This is a genomic window from Collinsella intestinalis, from assembly GCF_902501455.1.
In the GTDB taxonomy this organism is placed as follows: domain Bacteria; phylum Actinomycetota; class Coriobacteriia; order Coriobacteriales; family Coriobacteriaceae; genus Collinsella; species Collinsella intestinalis.
In genome coordinates, this window is the sequence record NZ_CABWIC010000007.1 from 299,282 (window position 1) to 318,981 (window position 19,700).

Consider the following 19,700-nt stretch of genomic DNA (forward strand, 5'->3'; position numbering starts at 1 on the left):
GGCCCGTTCGTCTAGCGGTTCAGGACGCCGCCCTCTCAAGGCGGAGATCACCGGTTCGAATCCGGTACGGGCTACCAAAACTTAATTTGGCGAACCATGCTTTCTGTGGTTCGCCATTTTGCTGTTTGCGCAGGTCAGAGGGGGTGCAGAGGTTGAAGATGACCAACATGCCGCCCTCCGCGTCGACTTCGATTCGGTCCACGAAACCGCGCACGACGGAATCGGGTCCGCTGCACTTGCGGAGCTGGAAGAGCAGGTAGCGCACCATGTCGGGCTCGATGAGCGGGGCGCGCGACTCCATGTCCTGGATTTGGAGCGCCAGCACCTCGCGCTCGCCTTCGAGCGCCCTCAATTTCTCAGGTATGGTCCTGCCCGCGCCCGTCTTCGCGGCCAGGTCGATGAGGTTGTCAATCTCGCGGTCGATTTGCGGCAGGCGCTTCCTCATGGCCTCCACGGCCTCGCGCTCCACCGATTCGGATTCAGATTGGGCTTGCATCACGATGTCCACGATCGTCTCGTCGAGTTCGGGGTTCTCATCGAGCATGCGCGCGACGGCGCGGCGCACGCGTTCCTCTGCGTCCTCCTTGCGCATCGACGCGCCCGATGATTTCACGCGGTAGTAGTAGTGGCGCTTGCCGTTGCGCGAGGTGCCGCAGCACGATTCGTACAGGTTGCCGTCCGCGTCGAACATCTTGCCCGAGAGCAGGTACGACTCGTTCTTGACGCCCTTGCGTGTGCCGCGCGCCTTCAGCTTGCCGCGCACCCTGTCCCATGTCCCGCGCTCGATTATGGCGGGCATGCCGCCCTCCACGCGGACATCGCCCCAGCTGTACACGCCGACGTACTTCTCGTTCCCGAGCATCTGCGAGATGGACTGCACGCCGAACTCCCCGCCGCGCTTGCTCCTCCACCCGCCCTTGTTGAGGTGCGGGCGGCGGCGGCCTTGGTGGAGCCGGAGTCGAGCATCGCGAAGACCGCGCGGACGCCCTGCGCCTCGTGCTCGTTGATCTTGTACGAGCCGTCGGGCATGCAGTCGTAGCCGAAGACCTGGACGCCGTTGTGGTGGCACTTGAGGGCGTTCCCCTCCATGCCGCGCAGCACGTTCTGCGCGAGGTTGGCGCTGTAGTACTCGGCCATGCCCTCCAGCACCGATTCGAGGATGATGCCCTCGGGGCCGTCCGGCACGCCCTCCGTCGCGCTCAGGAGCTCCACGCCCGCTTTGCGCAGCTTGGCCTTGTACGTGGCGGCGTCGTAGCGGTTGCGGGCGAAGCGGTCGGACTTGTACACGATGACGCAATCCCAGTCCGATTTCTGGGCGTCTGACACCATGCGCAGGAACTCGGGGCGCCCCGCCGCGTTCGTGCCGCTCCGGGCCTCGTCGGCGTACGTCGCCGCGATCTCTATGCCCTCGCGCTCGGCGTAGTCGGAGCACACGCGAATCTGGTCCATGATGGATTCCTCGCGCTGCGCGTGCGAGCTGAAGCGGGCGTAGATGACGCCTTTTCGGGTTTCGGTTTTCCTCGGTTTGCGTGGCATAATGTCATTACCGCCCTTCGCGGTCGGAATGGGCGCGGTCGGCTACGGCCCCGCGTCCCCTTGGTCCCCTCCACCCTGTCTTGCTTGCGAGGCGGCAGGGTGGAGGGGCTTTTTGTTTTACGTCTTCGGTGACGATAGCGTCCGACCTAAGCGGATTCGCGGACGGACATGCCTTGTTGGATTTAAAATGACGCTTAAGCGGCGACTGGGTTTGACCCGTTGAGACGAATCTCCGCCCCGGGAACGCGAAGCACGGTCGGGAAATCACCGAAGTTCTCGCGGAAGTGCCATATCTCCATGTGGGAGAGCTCTTCCGTCGCTGCGTCGTACTGGAGGTACACGCCGTTCCCGGCCTCGACCTCGTGGCTGAGCGAAGTGGAGTCGTAGTCGCCGAAGGACACGAACAGGGTGTCGGTGATCGGCTCGTAGCAGACCATTCCCTCTTCTACTTCAATGACCTTCATGACTTATTGCGTGGGTTGATGCAGACCGTCTTGCCGCTAACAGGTTTGGTGTACCTGCTGAACGATATGAGCACACCGTCTGCATGCTCTATCTTGTTCTCGGCGAACGATACGACCGCTCTGCTGTACGGCGGTCTTCCACGCTCCTCCTCATACTTGTAGTATACATTCCTGTCGCTATCGGTGGATGAGACATCGATCCGCTCTGGCCTTTCGACACATATGCGCGCCTCCTCCACGGTCATGGAGTCGGGTCCCGTATGCCTCGACAGTGCGGCCCTGTTAATCGAGTCTATGCTCACGACGGTTCTTCCGAGCGGGTCCTCCTGCGTCCATACGGTTTGGTTATTCGGCATCGCCATGGGCGGTTACCTCCCAGCCCTCCGTGTGGCTGTTGAGCATGTCGCGCAGGGCGATCAGGCTCTCGTTCGTCATGTACACCCTTGCGGAGAGGACGCCCCTGACGCTTCCGTTCTCGCCGGGGATGTCCGTTGAGATGAAGTCGAGCCGCGTGTTCGGCCCGTTCGTCGCGGCCATCGAGAAGTCGGAGAAGCACCCCTTCCTCGTCTGCGGATCGTGGTCTATGCTGAGGCTGACGGCGTTCGCCTGATTGTTGTCTTCCATTGTTCTTCCTTTCTCGGCTCATGCCATATCCTTGCCCTCCACTCCTGCATGGGGTGGAGGTATTTTCTCTAGTCCGTTTCTTTCCCGGCCTGATTCCAGAACACGACGCCAAGCAGCCTAACTGGCTCGTCGTCCATAGCGATGATTATGTCCTCGTATCCTTCGAGGTAACTGTCCGGGGCGAGAACCAGTGTGGAGCTGCCGCGCAGGTAGCTGCGCACGACGCTTCGACCATCGGAGAACTCGGCGACCACGGCGGACCCGTTGCGAGGCTCCATGTCGGGATCGACGAGGATATGATCTCCGTTGTGGTAGCGGCGGTTCATGCAATCGCCCTCGACCGTGAGAGCGAAGCAGTTGGGATGACGGGACACGATGGACTGCGGGAACTCTACCTCATAGTCTGACTCGTCCTCGTCCATGCGTTCACCCGCGTGGGTGCGACCGAGGACGCGCACGGGGACCATTGCTGATGACGCTCTAAACGGAATTGTCGGAATTGACGCGCCTATATATCCATGTTCTTTCGCAGCAAGCCCCGCAGTGGACGAAAGAATGTCATCTGGCGTGAGTTCAAGTGCCTTACAAATCTTGTCGAGGTTGGCACGGCGGATGTTCTCGGTGTTGCCTGTTCTCCAACGTGAAATCGTCGCCGTGGTTACGCCAGCAATCTTCGCAAGGCCTTCGGGCTTTAGATCGAACTTGACCAGGAGCGTGTCGATATTCTCGGGGATTCCCATGGTGACCTCCTTTACGTTGGACTCAATTATACATTACGCAAAAAGATTTTCTCAAATTGACCATTGCATTTAACGTAATGTGGAGTACTATTGAGTTAACCAGAAGGGAGGGTGAATGACCGAAAATAATTTTCGAGCCGCCCGCCGCGCCTCTGACATTACCTTGGAGAGCGCTGGCGAGATTTGCGAGGTCTCGCGAGTGACCTACCAAGAGTTATCCCCGGGTTTTCGAACCCGGGGTTTTCTTTCTATGTACGCATCTCCCGGTGGCCACCTGTCCTCTCGTTGCCGCCCTCCTCGGCTCGTACTTTCAAATTGCCTATGGTATTCAGCCGTTTGACGAGGTTGAACTCAACTAATTCATAGTCAATTTGCGTGCCACCATAGATATTCGGCGCCTTGCCAAGATGCACCGTTGCAATTACGGCGCAAAAGGCCGAGCCCCCTGCGAGAGGGGGCTCGACGGTGGGTCGGACGGCGAATCGAGTGACTGCCTTCCAAAGGCTTTTTAGAGGCCTGGCCCAGATGCTTCTATGGAGGCGTGGGCCGGACGCTGCTATGACGACGTGGGCCGGATTTTGCCCGGCAACATGGCCCAGATTCCGTTACTGGTACCTTAGGCATTCGACAGGGTCGAGCTTGGCGGCGCGGCGGGCGGGATAGTACCCGAAGATCAGGCCGATGAGCATCGAGATACCCACCGCAATCGCTATGGCTGCGGGCTCAATGGCCGGGGTGAGCGTGGCGCCCGCTCCGCCCATGCCCGTCATGGATCCCATGTCCAGGCCAAACGCACCAGCGGCAAATGCAAGGCCCCAGGCGATGGCATAACCCGCGATGGTTCCTATGATGCCGCCCGTCACGCAGAGCGCCGCGCTTTCGGTGAGGAACTGCAGCGTGATGTCGCGGCCGCGCGCGCCCAGTGCGCGGCGCACACCGATCTCGCGGATGCGCTCCGTGACGTTGGTGAGCATCATGTTCATGATGCCGATACCACCGACGAGCAGGGAGATTCCCGCCACGGAGCCCATGATCAGCTGGAAGGACATCATGAAGGTGTCGAGCTGGTCGATGGAGGACTTCATGGAGTAGACCCAGATCATATCCTCGCGGCTCTCGTCGGGGATGCTCTTAATCTTGGCGAGCTGCTCGATGGTTTGCTCCTGCACTGACTCGATATCCGCACCTTCGCGGGCAAGGCCCACGACGCTCGATAGATAATCCCAACCATCGCTGAAATCCTGGCTCACCGTATCGGCAGGCAGGTAGACATTGCAGTAGTCCGTTCCGGTCATGCCGTCATCGAGCACGCCGATAACGGTGTAGCTCTTGCCTCGCAGCTGAATGGATTTGCCAACGGCCTCCGCGCCCGGGCTGCCAAAAAACGCTTCGATGCCGTTGCGGCCGATGAGCGCCATGCGCGATCGCGCCTCGGCTTCCGCTGCTGTGTAGATGCGCCCCTCGGCGAGCTTGGCGGTTGCGCCCGTCATCTCGAGAAACGAGGGGTTGGCGCCGGTGATGCCGCAGTTGATCGTTTTGTCGCCCACGCGAACCTCGGCATAGCTGTCGCGCGTGCCCTCGATGGCCTCATAGTCGGGTATGAGGCGGGCCAGGTCCTCGACATCGTCCTCTGAGAGCGGCTCGCCGCAGCTGATGTGGACGATGCGCGCGGCATTGAGGCCCATTCCGCTGATGAGGCCGTTGCGCACACCGCCGATGAGTGACGTCATGGCAATGACCGCGGCGATGCCAATCACAATGCCGAGGATGGTGAGGAGGCTGCGGCCCTTGTTGGCCTCAAGCGACCTGAATGCCTCGCGGCAGAGGTCTGCAAAACTCATAGGGCACCTCCCAGGTTCGTGGTTGATGATTGGCCGCCGCTTGCTGCGGAGGGCGTGGCGGCCGCGATGTCGGCGGCCGTTGCGCGAGCGACGCCAGTGGAGGCCGCTGCGGGGACATAGGCCCCTTCGTACACGCGGCCGTCGCGGATCTGGATGGCGCGGTCGGCCTCGGCGGCGACGCTCGCGTCGTGCGTGATGAGCACGATGGTCTTGCCTGCACGCTTGAGGGCGTGGAACGTGTCCATGACCTGGCGCCCCGTCACGGAGTCGAGGTTGCCGGTGGGCTCATCGGCCAGGATGATGGCGGGGTCGTTCACAAGGGCGCGTGCGATGGCGACGCGTTGCATCTGACCGCCCGAGAGCTCGTTTGTGCGATGGTCGTAGTGGTCGACGGGAAGGCCTACTGAGCGCAGGGCGTGGACGGCGCGCATCTCACGCTCGCGTCGGGGAACATCGGTGTAGGCGAGGGGCAACATGACGTTGTCGAGCACGCTCATGCGTGGGAGCAGATTGAAGCTCTGGAAGACGAAGCCGATGCGCAGGGCGCGAACTTCGGCGAGCTCGTCATCGGTGAGTTCCGCCACGTTCAGGCCCTCGAGCAGATACGTGCCCGACGTGGGGGTGTCCAGGCATCCGAGGATGTTCATGAGTGTGGATTTGCCAGAGCCTGAGGGACCGGTGATCGCCACAAACTCTCCGGGACTCACGGTGAGCGACACGTCGTGGAGGATGTGCGCCAGGCCGGCCTCGCTCTCAAAGATACGGTGGATGTGTCGAATATCGATGACCGGGCGAGAGCTGGTGCCTGTTGCGGGGATTGTCGTGGATGCGAGTGGGGCCACGGGTACGGTCGACGTGAGGCTCGCGGACGCCGCCGCGGCATCGGGCGTCGCCGGTGCGCCGCGCGGGATCGTCAAGGGGCTATCTGCCATTAGCGCACCTCCATGCCGCCGCCGGATGCGCCGCCATCCATCATCTCGTCCTCCGGCATGGCGCCGCCTGCGACCACGAGCACATCGCTATCGGAGAGGGGGGACTCGGGCATGTCGGAATTCTGGTCGGCAGGTGCGTCGGCGGGCTTGCCAACCACGGCGTAGTCGTCGTTCTTGGCTACAACCCGCACGTCAAGGCGCTCCGTGGCGTGCGTTTCCGGGTCGGTCTCGAGGTTCACATAGTAGGTCTCGCCGTCATCGGTGAGCAGGGCGGTCATGGGTACCATGACGACGTTCTCGAGCTTTTGCGTGGTGAGGGACACCTCGGCGGTCATACCGGGCTTGAGGTGCGGGTCGGGTGCGTCGATCATGATGTCGACGGCGAAGGTGGGAGAGCCGCCCATACCGTCGTAGGACATCTGGGCGCCGTCACCGCTCGCGATGGAGGCGATGCCCGTCACGCGTCCGGTCATGGAGAGGTCGGGGAAGGCGGGGCAGGAGATGGTCGCGGTCTGGTCGACGGCCACGCTCGCGATGTCCTCCTCCTCAACCTGGATGGTGACCTTCATCTTGGAGAGGTCGGCTATCTGCATGAGCGGGCCGTTCGTCCCCGCGCCGCCCAAGCTCTCGCCGAGATCGGCGCCCACCTGTGCGTTCATGGCCACGATGGAGCCCGCGGCCGGTGCCTTCACAGTGCGCAGGGCGGCCTTTGCAGCGGCGTCGTTGTAGGAGGCCTGTGCGGATTCAACTGCGACCTGCGCGGCGTTCACCGCCTGCTGAGCGCCGGCGACGTCTCCCGCGGGGCCGGCCATGGGATCGGCTGTGGGCTGGGAGGCGAGTTGCTTTGCCTCGGCGAGCGCCTGCTGTGCGGCCGCGAGGTCGGCACGGGCCTGACGCAGCGCACGATCGGCCTCCGCTACGGCGCGGTCGAGCTCGGGGTTCTTGATGGTCATGAGGACGTCGCCCTCTTTGACCGTTTGGCCGGCAACGACGTTGACGCTCTCGATTTGACCGCCTACCTCGGGTGTGATGACGGTGGCGGAGAGCGGCTGCAACGTTCCCTTGGCGTCGACGATGGTCTCGAAATCTCCCTGGACGGCAAAATCGGTAACGGCCTCCATCATCTGCTCGGGCTCTTTGCCCAGGATGTTGATGGCAATGGCCCCGCCGCCTATGACGACGGCTGTCACGCCGATCACGATGCCGCGGCGCATGAGCTTCTTGCGGCGGCGCTCGGCGCGCTTCGCCTTGAGGGCGGCGTATGCCTCGGCGTCGGAACCCTCAAGCGGGGTTTGGCCGTCGGGCCCGGCGTTGGATTCCGTGTTCGCCGCGTCGTCTTGGATAGTGGGGATGACTTCGGGAACGCGAAGCACCTTCGTCTCCTGCGGTTCGTCGCCGAGCGTGCTCAGGAACTCGTCCATCGGGTCGTTCTCACGGTTGGTATCGGACATGGGTCTTCCTTTCGGGTGGGGTGGACCTGATTCGGGAATCTCACCTCAATTTAGGGACTGTCCCTAAATTGAGGTGGGTGGTGAGTCGGATGGCGCCTAGATCGCGTCCTCGCGCAGGGTTTGCACGATGGAGCCGCTGGAGGACTTGCGAAGAGCGTACGCGGTCGAGACGGCGAGCACGGCGATCACCACGCCGACGGCGGCGATGACCCAGCCGAACGGCACCACGAAGCTGAGGCCCTCGAAGCTCATCATCATCGCCTGGTAAATGAAGAAGGTGATGACGGCGCCGAGTGCCAGGCCGATGGCCAACCCTCTCCAGGCGTATGAGAAGCACTCGAGGGCGATCATGCGCCAGAACGCACGCTGCCCCATGCCGATGCTCTTGAGCATGGCGAACTCGCGACGGCGCAGGATGATCGAGTTCGTGAGCGTGTTGAACACGTTTGCGACGGCGATCGCACCGGTGATGAGGATGAAACAGTTTATGAACAGCTGCACGGTCTCGCCTATGAGCCGCTTGGCGCGTGCGTCCTCGGCGTTGTTCGTCAGATATGTGCGGTACCACTCGCTGCCGGTGATCTTGTCGGCGATGATCTCGTTCATGCCGATTTCGACGGCGCGCGCGTCTTCGGCTCCAAAGGATAGATACGCGTACATTGTGTTGCCGTACGTGCCCTGCTCGCTGTGGAAGGCGAATGGCGTGGCGAGACTGCTTATATCCTTGTCATCGATGATGCCCTCGGAGCTCGCGGCAAGTGTGGGTAGCGCGCTCACGGGGAGGACGATCGTTGGCCAGATGGATGCATATGCTTTGATGGGCGAGGGGAAGGTCTTCACGATCGCCCCAACGGGCAGGTCGTACGAGTCCAGGAGCACCTCGTCGAGCGGGCGCGCGACCTTGCCGTAGATGGGTTCGCCGTTCTCGTCGAATCGGGCTTCGTCTCCCTCTCCGTATTCCTCATATCGGGCGACGGGTTCTCCGTCATCGACGCCCGCCTCGACGAACATGGCGTTCTCGGCGGATGCGATGTTGGTGAGGAGGTTCGCGGTGCCAGTCGAGGAGAACAGGTCGCGCACCGAATAGCGCTCCCCGTCGTTGGACTGGGTTCCGTTGAGCGCCACGGCGACAGGGTTCTTTGGGTCCCCGAAACGCTTGCGGTCGAGGCTGTTCTCATCAAGGATCTGATTCCACGATGCATCGTCGAGGAACAGGACGGAAGCTGGGGCGTAGACGGTGCCGTCGTCGGTCATGCCGCGGTCGGGCATATCGTAGTGCTCGCTTTGGCTTGAGAGCTCGCCGTAATCGATCATGCCGGGCTCGAAGCTCGCACAGAGGGACGTGAGGAGCATGTATCCCTCTCCGATCGCCCCATCGACTGTCGCGAGCGCCCGATATGCGTCGTCGATCTCCTTCAGCCCGTCGGATGTCGTCTCGTCGAGCTCCAGCCGCCTATTGAGCGAAACCTCGATGTCGCTGCCGCCGTTGTCGACGACCTGCGTGAGATAGTTCAGGTAATGCGAGATGCCGCCCGAGATGATGATGAGTGCGACCGATACGGCCAGGGAGGCGACGGCCACGCGGCCCTTCGCGCTGGCGCGCGTGAGGTTGCGGTGCGCGAGAAGGCCGGGCACTCCCCCGGCGCGCAAGCGCAGGTTGTCAAAGATGCGCCCGAAGGACGTGCCGTGGGCTCCCGCGCGGCGGCCTTTCCGCATCTCCCGGCGCTCGCGTCGGGACAGGCGCACGTCGCGGCTTCCGCGGATGGCGTCCACGGCCGAGATGCGGCTCGCGCGCCATGCGGGGATCGTCGCGCTGATGAAGACGGTTATGACAGCGAGCAAAGCCGATAGGGCGAGCACCGCGGGATTGATGGCGATCGTGCTGAAGCCGGTCTTTGCGAACGCTTCCTGGTCGATGAGCATTCCGATGCCCTCGCCGGCGAAGGTGAACACGGCGAAGGTTCCCGCAAGGCCCACCAAAAGGCCGATGGGGATTCCGATGGCTGCGAGCATGCTCGCCTCGGCGTATACGGTGCGGCGCAGCTGCCGCTTGCTGGCGCCAAGCGAGGAGAGTAGGCCGAATTGGCGGGTGCGCTCGGAGACGGCGATGGCGAACGAGTTGTATATGAGGGATATGGAGGCGCCGATGACGACGGCGGAGAGAATGAAGGCGAGCGTGTATAGGGTTCCCCAGATGGAACGGTCATCGGTCATGCCCTGATACCGCATGAGTGAATCATGCGAATATGCTGCGGTCTGGCCTTTCATATTCTCGATGTCGCCTCGGTTGCCGCCGCCGTTGAAGACGGCGTGGGGGTTGCCGGTGTAGTCCTCGATGAGCCCATCGATCTCGGTGCGGCTCTTCAAGTTCGTGGTGAGGTAGATACTCGTGGTGCGCACGGGGACTTCGGGAGAGGAGACGAACCCGAGGTGCCCGGGACCCATTCGTCCCCACACGTCGTCCTTCCTGACCCCCTCTGGGGCATAGAAGCCAACTACCTTGTAGGATTTCAACTCGCCGGGGTTCGCGAGGTACTCGCTGATGACGTCACCCGTCGCGCTTTCCGTTGTGTACAGGGATTCGTCGTACAGACAGGGTGCCTCCTGGCCAGACTCGACGTCGACAAAGGTTCGCTCGCCAAGCGCGAGGTCGATGACGCTACCGATCTCCAGGCTTCCGTCCCATGATGCGCGCGGGACGTCGTCGTCCTTGCCGCTCGTGGGGAGGCTGTCGTAGAGCCAGCTGCCGTCTTCGACGGTCAGGCCCTTGAGATTGTGGGTGAGCACGATCTCGTCAGGCGCCTGGGGGGCACGCCCTTCGGCGATGTGGGGGAGAGGCTTGAGGCCTTTCACCTTGTCGGCCGTGGGCCATTCCTGGACGCTGAGATAGCGTCCCCAATATCCCTCGAAGCTCTTCGGCATGATCGCGTCGCCGTAGGAGATGCGATCATAGCTGCGCGTGACGCGAGAATCGGCGTGCACGACATCGATTTCATCCTCGGGTACGTTCACGAGTTCGACTTGCCATGCGCCCTCGGTCACGATTTCGGCCTTGAGCAGGCCCTCATAGAGCGTGGCCACGCTCGTGAAGATCGCGGTGATGAGCGCGCAGGAGAGCGCGACGCCGATGATGGACACGATGGTGCGCGAGCGATTGAGTTTGAGGGAGCGTGCGGCGAAGTGCCAGAACACGCCCCTGCGGGGGAGGGCGCCCTGTGCGGCGTTTGCGCCTGCGGGCGTGGCGGTTCGGGTGTCTTCGGCCATCTTATGCCCTCCGCTCGTCACGGACGATGCGCCCGTCCTCGATGGCGATCACGCGGTCGGCCATGAGGGCGACGTCCTCGTCGTGGGTGATGACGATGAGGGTCTGCTTGAACTTCTTATTGGATGCGCGCAGCAGGCTCATGATCTCCGCGGAGTTCTTGGAGTCGAGGTTGCCGGTGGGCTCGTCGGCGAGTACGACCGAGGGGGCGTTCATGAGTGCGCGGCCAATGGCGACGCGCTGCTGCTGGCCGCCGGAGAGCTGATTGGGCAGGCAGTGCTCGCGGCCCGTGAGGCCCAGCGCCCGCACGAGGGCCGATAGGCGCTGCTCGTTGACGGAGCGTCCGTCCATCAGGACCGGCAGGGTCATGTTCTCCACCACGTCAAGGACGGGGATGAGGTTGTAGAACTGGTAGATGAGGCCCACCTCGCGGCGGCGGAACACGGCGAGCTGCTCGTCGTTGCGGGCGAAGATGTCCTGCCCCTGCAGTCTGACGGTTCCCGACGTGGGGCGGTCGACACCTCCCATGAGATGCATGAGGGTCGATTTACCCGATCCCGAGCTGCCGATGATGGCGATGAATTCGCCGGCCTCGACGGTGAAGCTCACGTCGTTCAGCGCGGTTACCGCCGTGTCGCCCGTGCCGTACACGCGTGTGAGATGTTCGATGCTGAGGATGTTCATGGCCGTCCTTTCGCCAGCTAGATTCCTATCAACGATACTGGACGAATGACCTTGCCCTGTCATGACCGCAATGTGACAGATGCGTCACGAATCCTCGCGTCCCATCCGCCGACCCGGCGTCATATACGCTCCGGGGCGTGGTTCGCTTCGCTCACAAAAACGCCCCTACGGTATATGACGCCGTGTCGGCGGCCGGGACGGCATTCTGCCCACCGTAGCTGCTACACGACGGTCTTGAAGAACACCAGGTTGAAGGCTGCGCCGGTGACGTTGCCGTTCTCGTCGCGGAGGTTCTCGGCGGTGAGGGTGCCTCCCTGCGCTGTCACGAGGCTCTTGGAGAGGGCGAGCCCGATACCGACTCCGGCGGGGTTGACTTCGCTCGGCGCGGCGTTTGCATCGCGCGAACCGCGGTAGAAGCGCTCGAAGATGTGTGGGAGGTCGGATTCGGCAATGCCCGGTCCGGTGTCCTCGATGCGGATTCGACATGCCAGGACGTCTTCGGTGACGCGCACGCTCACGCATCCTCCGGCCGGGGTGTGCTCCATGCAGTTTTTCAAGATATTCTCGAGGGCCTCGACGCTCCACGTGAGATCGCCCTCGTAGGAAGCTCCATCCTGCACGTCCGCGCTGAAGCGCACGTCGGCGATGTCGAAGGCGATGGCAAGCGGCTCGAAGCTCTTGCGCACGAGCTCGCGCGCGTCGACAGCTCCGCAAACGAGCTTGATCACGCCGGCGTCGATGCGGGCGAGTTTGAGCAGGGCGGCCACCAGGTCCTCAACGCGGGCCTGCAGCGTTTGGATGAGGCGCAGGCGCTCGACCAGATCTTCGGAATCACCCCGTGCGGAAAGACGGTCGCGGATGAGCTCGGTGGAAATGGCGATCGAGGTGAGGGGCGTCTTGAGCTGATGGGAGATGTCGGCGAGTGCGTCTGAGAGCGCGAGCTTCTCCGCCTGCAGTTCGTCGACGGTGAGGTTGAGCCGCGCGATGACCTTGTCGATTTCGCTCGAGAGGATGGCGAGCTCGCCTTCGCTCATGTCGCGCAGGCGGATGTCGCGCTCGCCCGCCAGCACGCGGTCGAGGTTGGCTGCCATTTTTGCCAGGGCGCGGTAGCGCCTGTCCGTGAGGATCATGAAGATGACGGTGACAATCAATCCGGTGACGAACGTGCATATGGCCGCGAACAGGGCAGCGCTTGCAACAGAGGCTCCCGATGTCACCATCGAAGCTGCCTCGTTGATGGAGGCGGTGGCGATGCGCGCGCCGCCGAGAGCGTCGAGCATGATGGAGCGCGTGACCAGGTACGTGGCAACCGTCCCGAGAGCTGTGACGAGCAGGCATGCGATAAGCGCGCGTCGGATTTCGCGATTCCTCAGCATGGGCTATCCCATCGCCTTGTAGCCGAGGCCGCGGACGGTTTGGATGAGTTCGGGTCGGCTCGGGTCGTCCTCGATCTTGTCACGGAGTCGCTTGATGTAGACGGAGAGTGTGTTCTCCTCGATGTAGGTGCCCGCACTGTCCCACAGGGCGTCGCGGATCATATCGCGGGAGACGAGCTTGCCTGGATTTGTGGCAAACAACAGGAGCAAGCGGTATTCGAGCGCTGAGAGCGTGAGTTCGACGCCCTTGCGCTCGACGTAGGCGCGATCGGTGTCGATGCGGATATTGCCCAGGCAGACGATGCGCCTGCTCGGCTGCGAGCGGCGGATGGTCGCGGCGATGCGGGCGAGCAGCTCGCGTGGCCGGAAGGGCTTGGCAACGTAGTCGTCTGCACCCATCGTGAGGCCCGTCACAGTATTGAATTCGTCATCGGAGGCGGTGAGGAAGATGACCGGGGTGCTCGGCGAAGTTTCCTTCACGGCGGCGCACACCGCGAAGCCGTTTCCCTCGCGCAGGGTGACGTCGAGCAGCACGAGCTGATAGGTGCCGGCAGACCCGGCGCCCGTGGCGAGCTCGATGGCACGCGTCTGGGTGTCGGCGGTGTCGACGCTGTAGCCCGAGCTCGTGAGAAGCTCGGTGAGGGCGTCGACGATGAGCGGATCGTCCTCGACGAGCAGGATGCGGGTGGTCATGTATGCCTCCAGATGGGGTTTCGCCTTGCATGCCGGCGTGTGCGGCGCGGGCGGTGCGCGGCTAGTTGTGGACGATCACGCAATCGCCCTTGGAGATGATGTCGAATAGCGCTGCAGCGCGGTCGGGGGGTAGGTTGACGCAGCCGTGGCTTCCCGTCCAGGTGTAGGCCTTGGGATTCGAGAAGCTCGCTGCGGACTGCCAGGTGGCGTCGTGCATGCCGACGGCGTTGCCCACGAACGGCATCCAGTAGGCGACCGGGGTCTTGTAGTCGGGCTCGCCGTCCTCGTCCTCGTCGAGTCCGATGAGGGTCGAGTTGCGTGCTTTGGCATTCAGGCTGAAGACGCCCGTTGGGGTTGCATTTCCGGTGTTCGGGTTGCCCGTGATACAGCCGCTCTCCCAGACGAGGTTGCCCGCCGCGTCGTAGTAGCGCGCGTGTTGCTCGGTCAGGTCGATGTCGCAATAGGCGCCCCAATCGGGCTTGCCCATGCCGCTCCAGGTTGCGGCGGAACGCTTGAGCGGAATCTCGATATCGCCGACCTGCTTGTTGGATACGGCGTCTTGGAGCAATTGCACGAGTCGCGCCTCATCGCTCATCCAGCCGTAGGTGCCGCCGCTCACGGTGACGGTCTTGCCGTCGGGGCGGGTGTAGGTCCGCTCGCTGCCTACGGTGTCGATATGCGTCTTGGCGAGCTCGTGCACCCATTGCCCCACGGGTTCCGTGTTGAGCGTTGGGTTCAGCGCCTCATCGAAGGTGATCCACTGAGCGAGTTGCGTGCCGTCGAGCGTGGAGACGACGGAGCCCCCCATCTTGAGGTTGACGTTCGTCCCAATGAGTTCGTTGGCACGGTCGATCGCATGTTGAAGTTCCTGCTCCGTGGCGCCGCCAGCAAGGGGAGTGAAGCTGCGCTCGGACAGCTCGACGCGCGCGGCGAGGGTCGACACGGCCACGAGCGCCGCGCGATCGATGGCGTCCTTGTCCAGCTTGCGGTTGGAGAGGGCCTTTGTGAGGGTGAACGAACCGGCCTCGGGATCGAAAGCACCGGCCGCATCGAAAGTTCCCACGCGCGTCGCGTTGAACTCATCGATTGCCGCGTCGAGGCTGGCCAGGAAGGCATCGCGATCGAATGTCTTGGGAAGCTCGATTTTGTCGAGCTCCGGTAGTTTGCCGGATTGCGCGTTGGCCGATGTTGCGTTCGCGGGTTTTTCGGGAGAGGCCATGAGGGCTCGGGCCAGGCGCACGGGCCATAGAGCGGGCTCGTTATGGGCCATGACGTTATCGACCGCACGGGCGGCATCGATCACCTCGTTTGCATGTTCGGCCTCGTAGGTCCAGGTAAAGCCGTCGCCAGAAACCTCGAGGACGTAGTCCTCAGCGGCGTCGCGCACGCGGGCGACCGAGCTGTCCCGGTCAAGCCAAGAGAGGTCGGCCCCCGCTACCATGGTGTTTGGGTAGCACGTACGGGAGAACACGAAGACGCCGCCGCCATAGAGGGCGATGAGCAGGCAGCAGAGGACACCGAGCGCCGCGGCGCCCTTGTGGCTGCGGGAGTGTTTGTCGTTATGCTTTTTTGCCGGCTCCTTGGCGTGCTTGGGAGCGTTGTGGGCAGCGTGGGATGACGCTCCGCGCTTTGCCCCGCTGGTCCCCGCCGTCCGACTACCGATGGGCAGGGGGGCGGTGACGTGTCCATTGTTGTTATGCGACTGACTTGTTGGCGTGTTCGACATCTCCGTCATATGCTGCTCTTTCACAGGTAAATCGGCGTTTCGCCATTATAGCGCGCCGTGCGGACGCTCTGCAGCCCGTGACAGATGTGTCATGTCTCAATTGGGGACAGGCACAAATTGAGGCCTTTTCGGCAAAACGCCTCAGGCCTCAAGGTGCGTCTCAATTTGTGCCTGTCCCCATATGAGGCGAGTCCTCATTTGAGGTGCGCTAGGAGCACATGCCGCAACGTGCGCAGGCGGACAGGGCGCTGGGGGCGGTGGCGATGCCTCCCTTTGCCGTTTCGCGCAGGGTCGTGGGAAGCGCATGTCCTACCTGCAACATGACGGCGGCCATCTCATCGAAGGGAACGAGCGACCGTACTCCAGACAAAGCGAGCTGGGCACCCGTGAATGCGGCGGCAACACCCTGGGCGTTGCGAGCCTGGCAGGGGACCTCCACAAGGCCGCCCACCGGGTCGCATACCAGGCCGAGCATGTTGGAGATGGTTATGGTGGCGGCATCGAGTGCCTGCTCCGGCGTACCGCCGTGCATCTGCACGAGCGCGGCTGCGGCCATGGCTGCAGCGGAGCCGACCTCGGCCTGACAACCGCCTTCGGCGCCGGCGACGCATGCGGTTGTGGAGAGGATGAGGCCCACGGCAGCGGCACAGTAAAGCGCCTCGGCGATCATCTCGTCGATCTCATCCCTACCCTGGGCGAGCAAGGGTGCCACGGCGAGGACGCAGCCGGGGACGACGCCGGCGGAGCCCGCAGTGGGGGCTGCCACGATGACTCCCATGGTGGCGGAGCGCTCGAGAACGGCCATGGCGCGCGCCGCCGCCTCGGTGAGGGTGCAACCAAGAAGGCTCGGCGCATACAGCGCTCTATTTTGGTCCACTCGCCGCGCCTCGCCATTGAGGAATCCGCCGAGGGAGCGTTGCGGCTGGGCGAGCGTGGCGGTGGTCTCGTCGCGCATGACCTCGATTACGCGGCGCATATTCGCGGCGGCGCGTTCGGCGCCGACCATCCGCTCCTCGCGCACGCGCATGACGTCGCCGATATTCATGTTCAGCTCGCGGCATGCGGCGAGTAACTGCTCGGCGTCGTCGAAGAGGTCGGGGACCGAGATTCCGGGTCCGAGCGCGGTCACCGATCCGGGCAGCTCGATGAAGGTCGCGTAGTTCACTAGATCGAGCGCGCGCACGATGGGCAGCACGTCGCGTTGGGGAGCACCATCGGTCTCGAAGACGGAATACGCCTGGCCGCCCGCCTCCGTGCGGTACGTGCGGCAAAAGGCGATGTTCATCTGCGCCTGGGCGAGCGCGCCGGTAAGCGATGCGAGCGCTCCGGGGGCGTCGCGGTGCGCGACGAAGAGCGTGGTGTACAGGCCCGAGATCTCGACGTGCACGCCGTTGATGGCGCTGATACGCATCTTTCCGCCGCCGAGGCTCTCGCCTCGGACGTCCGCCATGGAGCCGGTCTCACTCTCGAGGTGGATGTCGACGGTGTTGGGGTGGATTGACGCGTCATCTCCGCCGATGACGAACTCATAGGCGAGTCCGCGCTCCTCCGCCAGGGTGAACGCGTCTCGGATGCGCTCGTCGTCAGTGTCGAGTCCGAGCACGCCTGCAACGAGTGCGCGGTTGGTGCCATGCCCTTTGTAGGTGTGGGCGAAGCTGTTCCACAGGGTGAAGGTGACGCGCACAATGCGCCCGTCGAGCAGCGATGCGGCGACCTGTGCGCAGCGCAGGGCCCCGGCGGTATGCGAGGAAGAGGGTCCCACCATGATGGGGCCGAGCACCTCGAACGCGGAGGTGGTGGCAAACGATTGCGGCTTTGCGGGCATGTTGGGCTCCGTTCGAAGAGGCTCTATTCGTTTAAAGAGGAGCTGTTCGTTTACATGGTACCCACTCGTGTCACATGCGGGCCCATCACGAGGGGGTTCACCTGGCTGCCAGAGTCTCGTCGCCCTCACGCCAGGCGCGCCAAAGGCAACCAAAGTCACACGATGCCCCTCCTGAGGTGCAGCCAAAGTCACAAAATAGGCCCTCGGAACGTGACTTCAGTTATATCTCGGTGATAGTCCGGTGGGGTCTCAATGCATGTTCAACACCGCGGCATCTGCGGCCGCCCGATGGCTTGGGCCGGATAAACGTTGGGCCGGATAAACGCTGGGCCGGCCCCCATTCCCCCTGAGCGATTTCTGAGCAGCGCAAGGCTGAGCGAAGGGGGATGGGAGCCGACCCGGTCAGGTCGACTAGAGCGCCATCGGACGGGCGCGGTCGATGCGGGCGAGGCAGTCGTCGCGGCCGATGAGCGCCATGGTCTCGCCCAGCGGCGGGCTCACCATGTTGCCGCACTCGGCCACGCGCACGGCGCCGAAGACGAGACGCTTCTTCACGTCGAGCGCCTCGGGCAGCGGCTCGAGGGCGGCGTCGATGTTCTCCGGCGTCCAGTCCGTCACGGCTTCGAGTGCGGTCTTGGCGGCGTCGAGCACGGCGCCCAGGCCCTCCTTGGCGAGGCCCTTGGCCACGGACTTCTCGTCGTACTCGAGCGTCTCGGCGGTCTTGAAGACGGGCGCTGCAACGGCAGCGGCGTCGGCAGGCATCTTGGTGCGCGGGCGAACGATGGCGGCGAGGGCGTCCACCCAGGCCTCATCAGCCTCGAAGCCCTCGTCGATCAGGCCGGCCTCGATGAGCTGGGGCAGCATGATCTCGTCAGCGAAGGTCTTGTCATCCATCGCGTTGATGTACTCGGCGTTCATCCAGTCGAGCTTCTTGGGGTCGAAGGTCGCCGGGTTCTTGGAGATGCGGTCCAGACTGAACTTGCTGGCGAGCACGTCGCGCGGGATGACCGTGGTCTCGCCGTCGAGCGACCAGCCGAGCAGCGCCAGGTAGTTCACAAAGGCGTCGGACAGGTAGCCAGCGTCGCGGTACTCCTCCACCGAGGTTGCACCGTGGCGCTTGGAGAGCTTCTTGCCGTCGGCGCCCAGGATCATGGAGATGTGGGCGAAGGTGGGCACCGGCGCGCCCATGGCCTCGTAGACCATGACCTGGCGCGGGGTGTTGGAGAGATGGTCGTCACCGCGGATGACGTGGGTGATGCCCATGAGCGCGTCGTCCACCACGGTGGCGAAGTTGTAGGTGGGGGTACCGTCGGAGCGGAAGATGACGAAGTCGTCGAGCTCCTTGGCGTCGAAGGTGACCTCACCATGGACGGCGTCGTTGATCACAACGTTGCCGCGGTTCTCGGGCACCTTGATGCGCAGAACGTAGGGCTCGCCGGCGTCGATGCGGGCCTGGGCCTCCTCCGGCGTGAGGTCGCGGCAACGGCGCTGGTAGCCCTGGAATGGGTCCTTGCGGGCCTGGGCTGCCTCACGGTCGGCGGCCAGCTGCTCGGGTGTGCAGAAGCAGGGATAGGCCTTACCCTCTGCGAGCAGGCGCTCGGCGGTCTGCTTGTAAAGATCCAGTCGCTCGGTCTGGGAGTAGGGGCCAAAATCGCCGCCGACCTCGGGGCCCTCGTCCCAGTCGAGGCCAAGCCAGCGCATGGCGCGCAGGATGATCTGGGTGTTCTCGTCGGTGGAGCGGGTCGGGTCGGTGTCGTCGATGCGCAGGATGAAGGTGCCGCCGTTGGCACGGGCGAAGGCCCAGTTGTAGATGGCGGTGCGGGCGCCGCCGATGTGCAGCTTGCCGGTGGGCGAGGGCGCAAAGCGGACGCGGACGGAATCGCTCATACTCATGCTCCTTGTGATTTGGTCGGGTCAATTTGATTCATTATAGGACATGGCAAGTTGTCTTATCCGGAGCGCGCATTGCTTTCGAGGCGTCTAGGGATGTTGCCACATTCGGGCCTGGGGTCATGTGTGTCACATTCAGCGTGCGGCGGTGAGCTCACGGTGCATCCGCGCTTCTCATGGAGATTACTTGCATGAAATGTTTGGCTTGCAAGCATGTTTTGCTCTGAAACGCCCGGCCCTTCGTTTAATATCAACGTTTTTTACCTAGTTCAGATTCGGATCAGCCATGCCCGGCTCGTGTCTCAGGTTTATCTTGATGCGATTGGGATCGTCGGTTTTAAGCTCCTCTCCCGACTGTCGGAAAGGAGACGAGATGCCGACAATCAGCATGTTTCTGGGGATTGTGATCCGAATGAACTGGCTCGAACATAATCCGCCACATTTTCACGCCGAATATCAGGGGCACAGGGCAGTGTTCGATTTGGATGGAAATCTCACTCACGGAGAAATGCCTGTAAAACAGAGCAAGTTGATTTCTGCTTGGGCCGTCCTTCATGCCGATGAGCTTCGCGCGAATTGGGAACTTTCGAGCAGGAGGGAGGAACTTTACCGCATTGACCCCCTTCGATAACATGAAGGTCCTGAAAGGAGGGCCA

General features: G+C 63.1%; 16 protein-coding genes, 1 tRNA gene and 2 pseudogenes. 3 read left to right on the forward strand and 16 right to left on the reverse strand.

Going from position 1 to position 19,700, the window contains the following annotated elements; translation table 11 throughout:
* Positions 1-77, forward strand: a tRNA-Glu gene (locus AOBCEHNH_RS02525).
* A 41-nt stretch (positions 78-118) separates the two neighbouring features.
* Positions 119-607 (forward strand): hypothetical protein, encoded by a 489-nt coding sequence (locus AOBCEHNH_RS02530; protein ID WP_152063029.1) that lies wholly within the window; start codon positions 119-121, stop codon positions 605-607.
* 195 nt (positions 608-802) lie between these two features.
* Here AOBCEHNH_RS02530 and AOBCEHNH_RS08160 read toward each other — a convergent pair.
* The 16 genes and pseudogenes from AOBCEHNH_RS08160 to gltX form a co-directional block, all read right to left on the reverse strand.
* A pseudogene (locus tag AOBCEHNH_RS08160) lies at positions 803-1,069 on the reverse strand (recombinase family protein); the annotation flags it as partial.
* Between the two features lie 20 nt (positions 1,070-1,089).
* Positions 1,090-1,536: pseudogene (locus tag AOBCEHNH_RS08165) on the reverse strand (recombinase family protein); the annotation flags it as partial.
* 194 nt (positions 1,537-1,730) lie between these two features.
* The gene (locus AOBCEHNH_RS02540; protein ID WP_152063031.1) at positions 1,731-2,000 is read right to left on the reverse strand and encodes a hypothetical protein; all 270 of its coding nucleotides are present in this window, start codon (positions 1,998-2,000) and stop codon (positions 1,731-1,733) included.
* Entirely contained in the window at positions 1,997-2,362 is a 366-nt protein-coding gene (locus AOBCEHNH_RS02545; protein ID WP_152063032.1) for a hypothetical protein, read from the reverse strand. The genes AOBCEHNH_RS02540 and AOBCEHNH_RS02545 overlap by 4 nt, the downstream gene beginning before the upstream one ends.
* Positions 2,346-2,624: a DUF3467 domain-containing protein gene (locus AOBCEHNH_RS02550; RefSeq protein ID WP_152063033.1), complete on the reverse strand. Its 279-nt coding sequence runs from the start codon at positions 2,622-2,624 to the stop codon at positions 2,346-2,348. Before AOBCEHNH_RS02550 ends, AOBCEHNH_RS02545 begins: the two co-directional genes overlap by 17 nt.
* 68 nt (positions 2,625-2,692) lie before the next feature.
* A complete protein-coding gene (locus tag AOBCEHNH_RS02555; RefSeq protein WP_152063034.1) occupies positions 2,693-3,364 on the reverse strand; it encodes a S24 family peptidase in 672 nt (223 codons plus the stop codon).
* Between the two features lie 605 nt (positions 3,365-3,969).
* On the reverse strand, positions 3,970-5,205 hold the full coding sequence (locus AOBCEHNH_RS02560) for an ABC transporter permease (protein WP_152063035.1): 1,236 nt from the start codon (positions 5,203-5,205) through the stop codon (positions 3,970-3,972).
* Positions 5,202-6,137, reverse strand: coding sequence for an ABC transporter ATP-binding protein (locus tag AOBCEHNH_RS02565; protein WP_152063036.1), 936 nt, complete (start codon positions 6,135-6,137; stop codon positions 5,202-5,204). Before AOBCEHNH_RS02565 ends, AOBCEHNH_RS02560 begins: the two co-directional genes overlap by 4 nt.
* Positions 6,137-7,588, reverse strand: a complete 1,452-nt coding sequence (locus AOBCEHNH_RS02570; protein ID WP_152063037.1) for an efflux RND transporter periplasmic adaptor subunit — start codon at positions 7,586-7,588, stop codon at positions 6,137-6,139. Before AOBCEHNH_RS02570 ends, AOBCEHNH_RS02565 begins: the two co-directional genes overlap by 1 nt.
* Positions 7,589-7,684: 96 nt before the next feature.
* Positions 7,685-10,852: an ABC transporter permease gene (locus tag AOBCEHNH_RS02575; protein WP_152063038.1), complete on the reverse strand. Its 3,168-nt coding sequence runs from the start codon at positions 10,850-10,852 to the stop codon at positions 7,685-7,687.
* A gap of 1 nt (position 10,853) precedes the next feature.
* On the reverse strand, positions 10,854-11,534 hold the full coding sequence (locus tag AOBCEHNH_RS02580) for an ABC transporter ATP-binding protein (RefSeq protein WP_152063039.1): 681 nt from the start codon (positions 11,532-11,534) through the stop codon (positions 10,854-10,856).
* A gap of 221 nt (positions 11,535-11,755) precedes the next feature.
* Entirely contained in the window at positions 11,756-12,910 is a 1,155-nt protein-coding gene (locus AOBCEHNH_RS02585) for a sensor histidine kinase (protein ID WP_152063040.1), read from the reverse strand.
* A 3-nt stretch (positions 12,911-12,913) separates the two neighbouring features.
* Entirely contained in the window at positions 12,914-13,603 is a 690-nt protein-coding gene (locus tag AOBCEHNH_RS02590) for a response regulator transcription factor (protein ID WP_152063041.1), read from the reverse strand.
* Between the two features lie 61 nt (positions 13,604-13,664).
* A complete protein-coding gene (locus AOBCEHNH_RS02595) occupies positions 13,665-15,338 on the reverse strand; it encodes a L,D-transpeptidase family protein (protein ID WP_152063042.1) in 1,674 nt (557 codons plus the stop codon).
* Positions 15,339-15,537: 199 nt separating this feature from the next.
* Positions 15,538-17,154 carry an L-serine ammonia-lyase, iron-sulfur-dependent, subunit alpha gene (sdaAA, locus tag AOBCEHNH_RS02600; RefSeq protein ID WP_152063043.1) on the reverse strand — a complete coding sequence of 539 codons (1,617 nt, stop codon included), beginning with the start codon at positions 17,152-17,154 and terminating at the stop codon, positions 15,538-15,540.
* A 411-nt stretch (positions 17,155-17,565) separates the two neighbouring features.
* Entirely contained in the window at positions 17,566-19,041 is a 1,476-nt protein-coding gene (gltX, locus tag AOBCEHNH_RS02605) for a glutamate--tRNA ligase (RefSeq protein ID WP_152063044.1), read from the reverse strand.
* A gap of 376 nt (positions 19,042-19,417) precedes the next feature.
* Here gltX and AOBCEHNH_RS02610 point away from each other — a divergent pair, with 376 nt between their 5' ends.
* A complete protein-coding gene (locus AOBCEHNH_RS02610) occupies positions 19,418-19,675 on the forward strand; it encodes a DUF4160 domain-containing protein (RefSeq protein WP_152063045.1) in 258 nt (85 codons plus the stop codon).
* Positions 19,676-19,700 lie beyond the last annotated feature (25 nt).

Coding starts and splice junctions, on each gene's coding strand:
- AOBCEHNH_RS02595 (WP_152063042.1), bottom strand. CDS start 15,338: ATGACGGAGATGTCGAACACGCCAACAAGTCAGTCGCATAACAACAAT.
- AOBCEHNH_RS02545 (WP_152063032.1), bottom strand. CDS start 2,362: ATGGCGATGCCGAATAACCAAACCGTATGGACGCAGGAGGACCCGCTC.
- AOBCEHNH_RS02555 (WP_152063034.1), bottom strand. CDS start 3,364: ATGGGAATCCCCGAGAATATCGACACGCTCCTGGTCAAGTTCGATCTA.
- AOBCEHNH_RS02550 (WP_152063033.1), bottom strand. CDS start 2,624: ATGGAAGACAACAATCAGGCGAACGCCGTCAGCCTCAGCATAGACCAC.
- AOBCEHNH_RS02560 (WP_152063035.1), bottom strand. CDS start 5,205: ATGAGTTTTGCAGACCTCTGCCGCGAGGCATTCAGGTCGCTTGAGGCC.
- AOBCEHNH_RS02585 (WP_152063040.1), bottom strand. CDS start 12,910: ATGCTGAGGAATCGCGAAATCCGACGCGCGCTTATCGCATGCCTGCTC.
- AOBCEHNH_RS02570 (WP_152063037.1), bottom strand. CDS start 7,588: ATGTCCGATACCAACCGTGAGAACGACCCGATGGACGAGTTCCTGAGC.
- AOBCEHNH_RS02565 (WP_152063036.1), bottom strand. CDS start 6,137: ATGGCAGATAGCCCCTTGACGATCCCGCGCGGCGCACCGGCGACGCCC.
- AOBCEHNH_RS02540 (WP_152063031.1), bottom strand. CDS start 2,000: ATGAAGGTCATTGAAGTAGAAGAGGGAATGGTCTGCTACGAGCCGATC.
- AOBCEHNH_RS02610 (WP_152063045.1), top strand. CDS start 19,418: ATGCCGACAATCAGCATGTTTCTGGGGATTGTGATCCGAATGAACTGG.
- AOBCEHNH_RS02590 (WP_152063041.1), bottom strand. CDS start 13,603: ATGACCACCCGCATCCTGCTCGTCGAGGACGATCCGCTCATCGTCGAC.
- AOBCEHNH_RS02575 (WP_152063038.1), bottom strand. CDS start 10,852: ATGGCCGAAGACACCCGAACCGCCACGCCCGCAGGCGCAAACGCCGCA.
- AOBCEHNH_RS02580 (WP_152063039.1), bottom strand. CDS start 11,534: ATGAACATCCTCAGCATCGAACATCTCACACGCGTGTACGGCACGGGC.
- sdaAA (WP_152063043.1), bottom strand. CDS start 17,154: ATGCCCGCAAAGCCGCAATCGTTTGCCACCACCTCCGCGTTCGAGGTG.
- gltX (WP_152063044.1), bottom strand. CDS start 19,041: ATGAGCGATTCCGTCCGCGTCCGCTTTGCGCCCTCGCCCACCGGCAAG.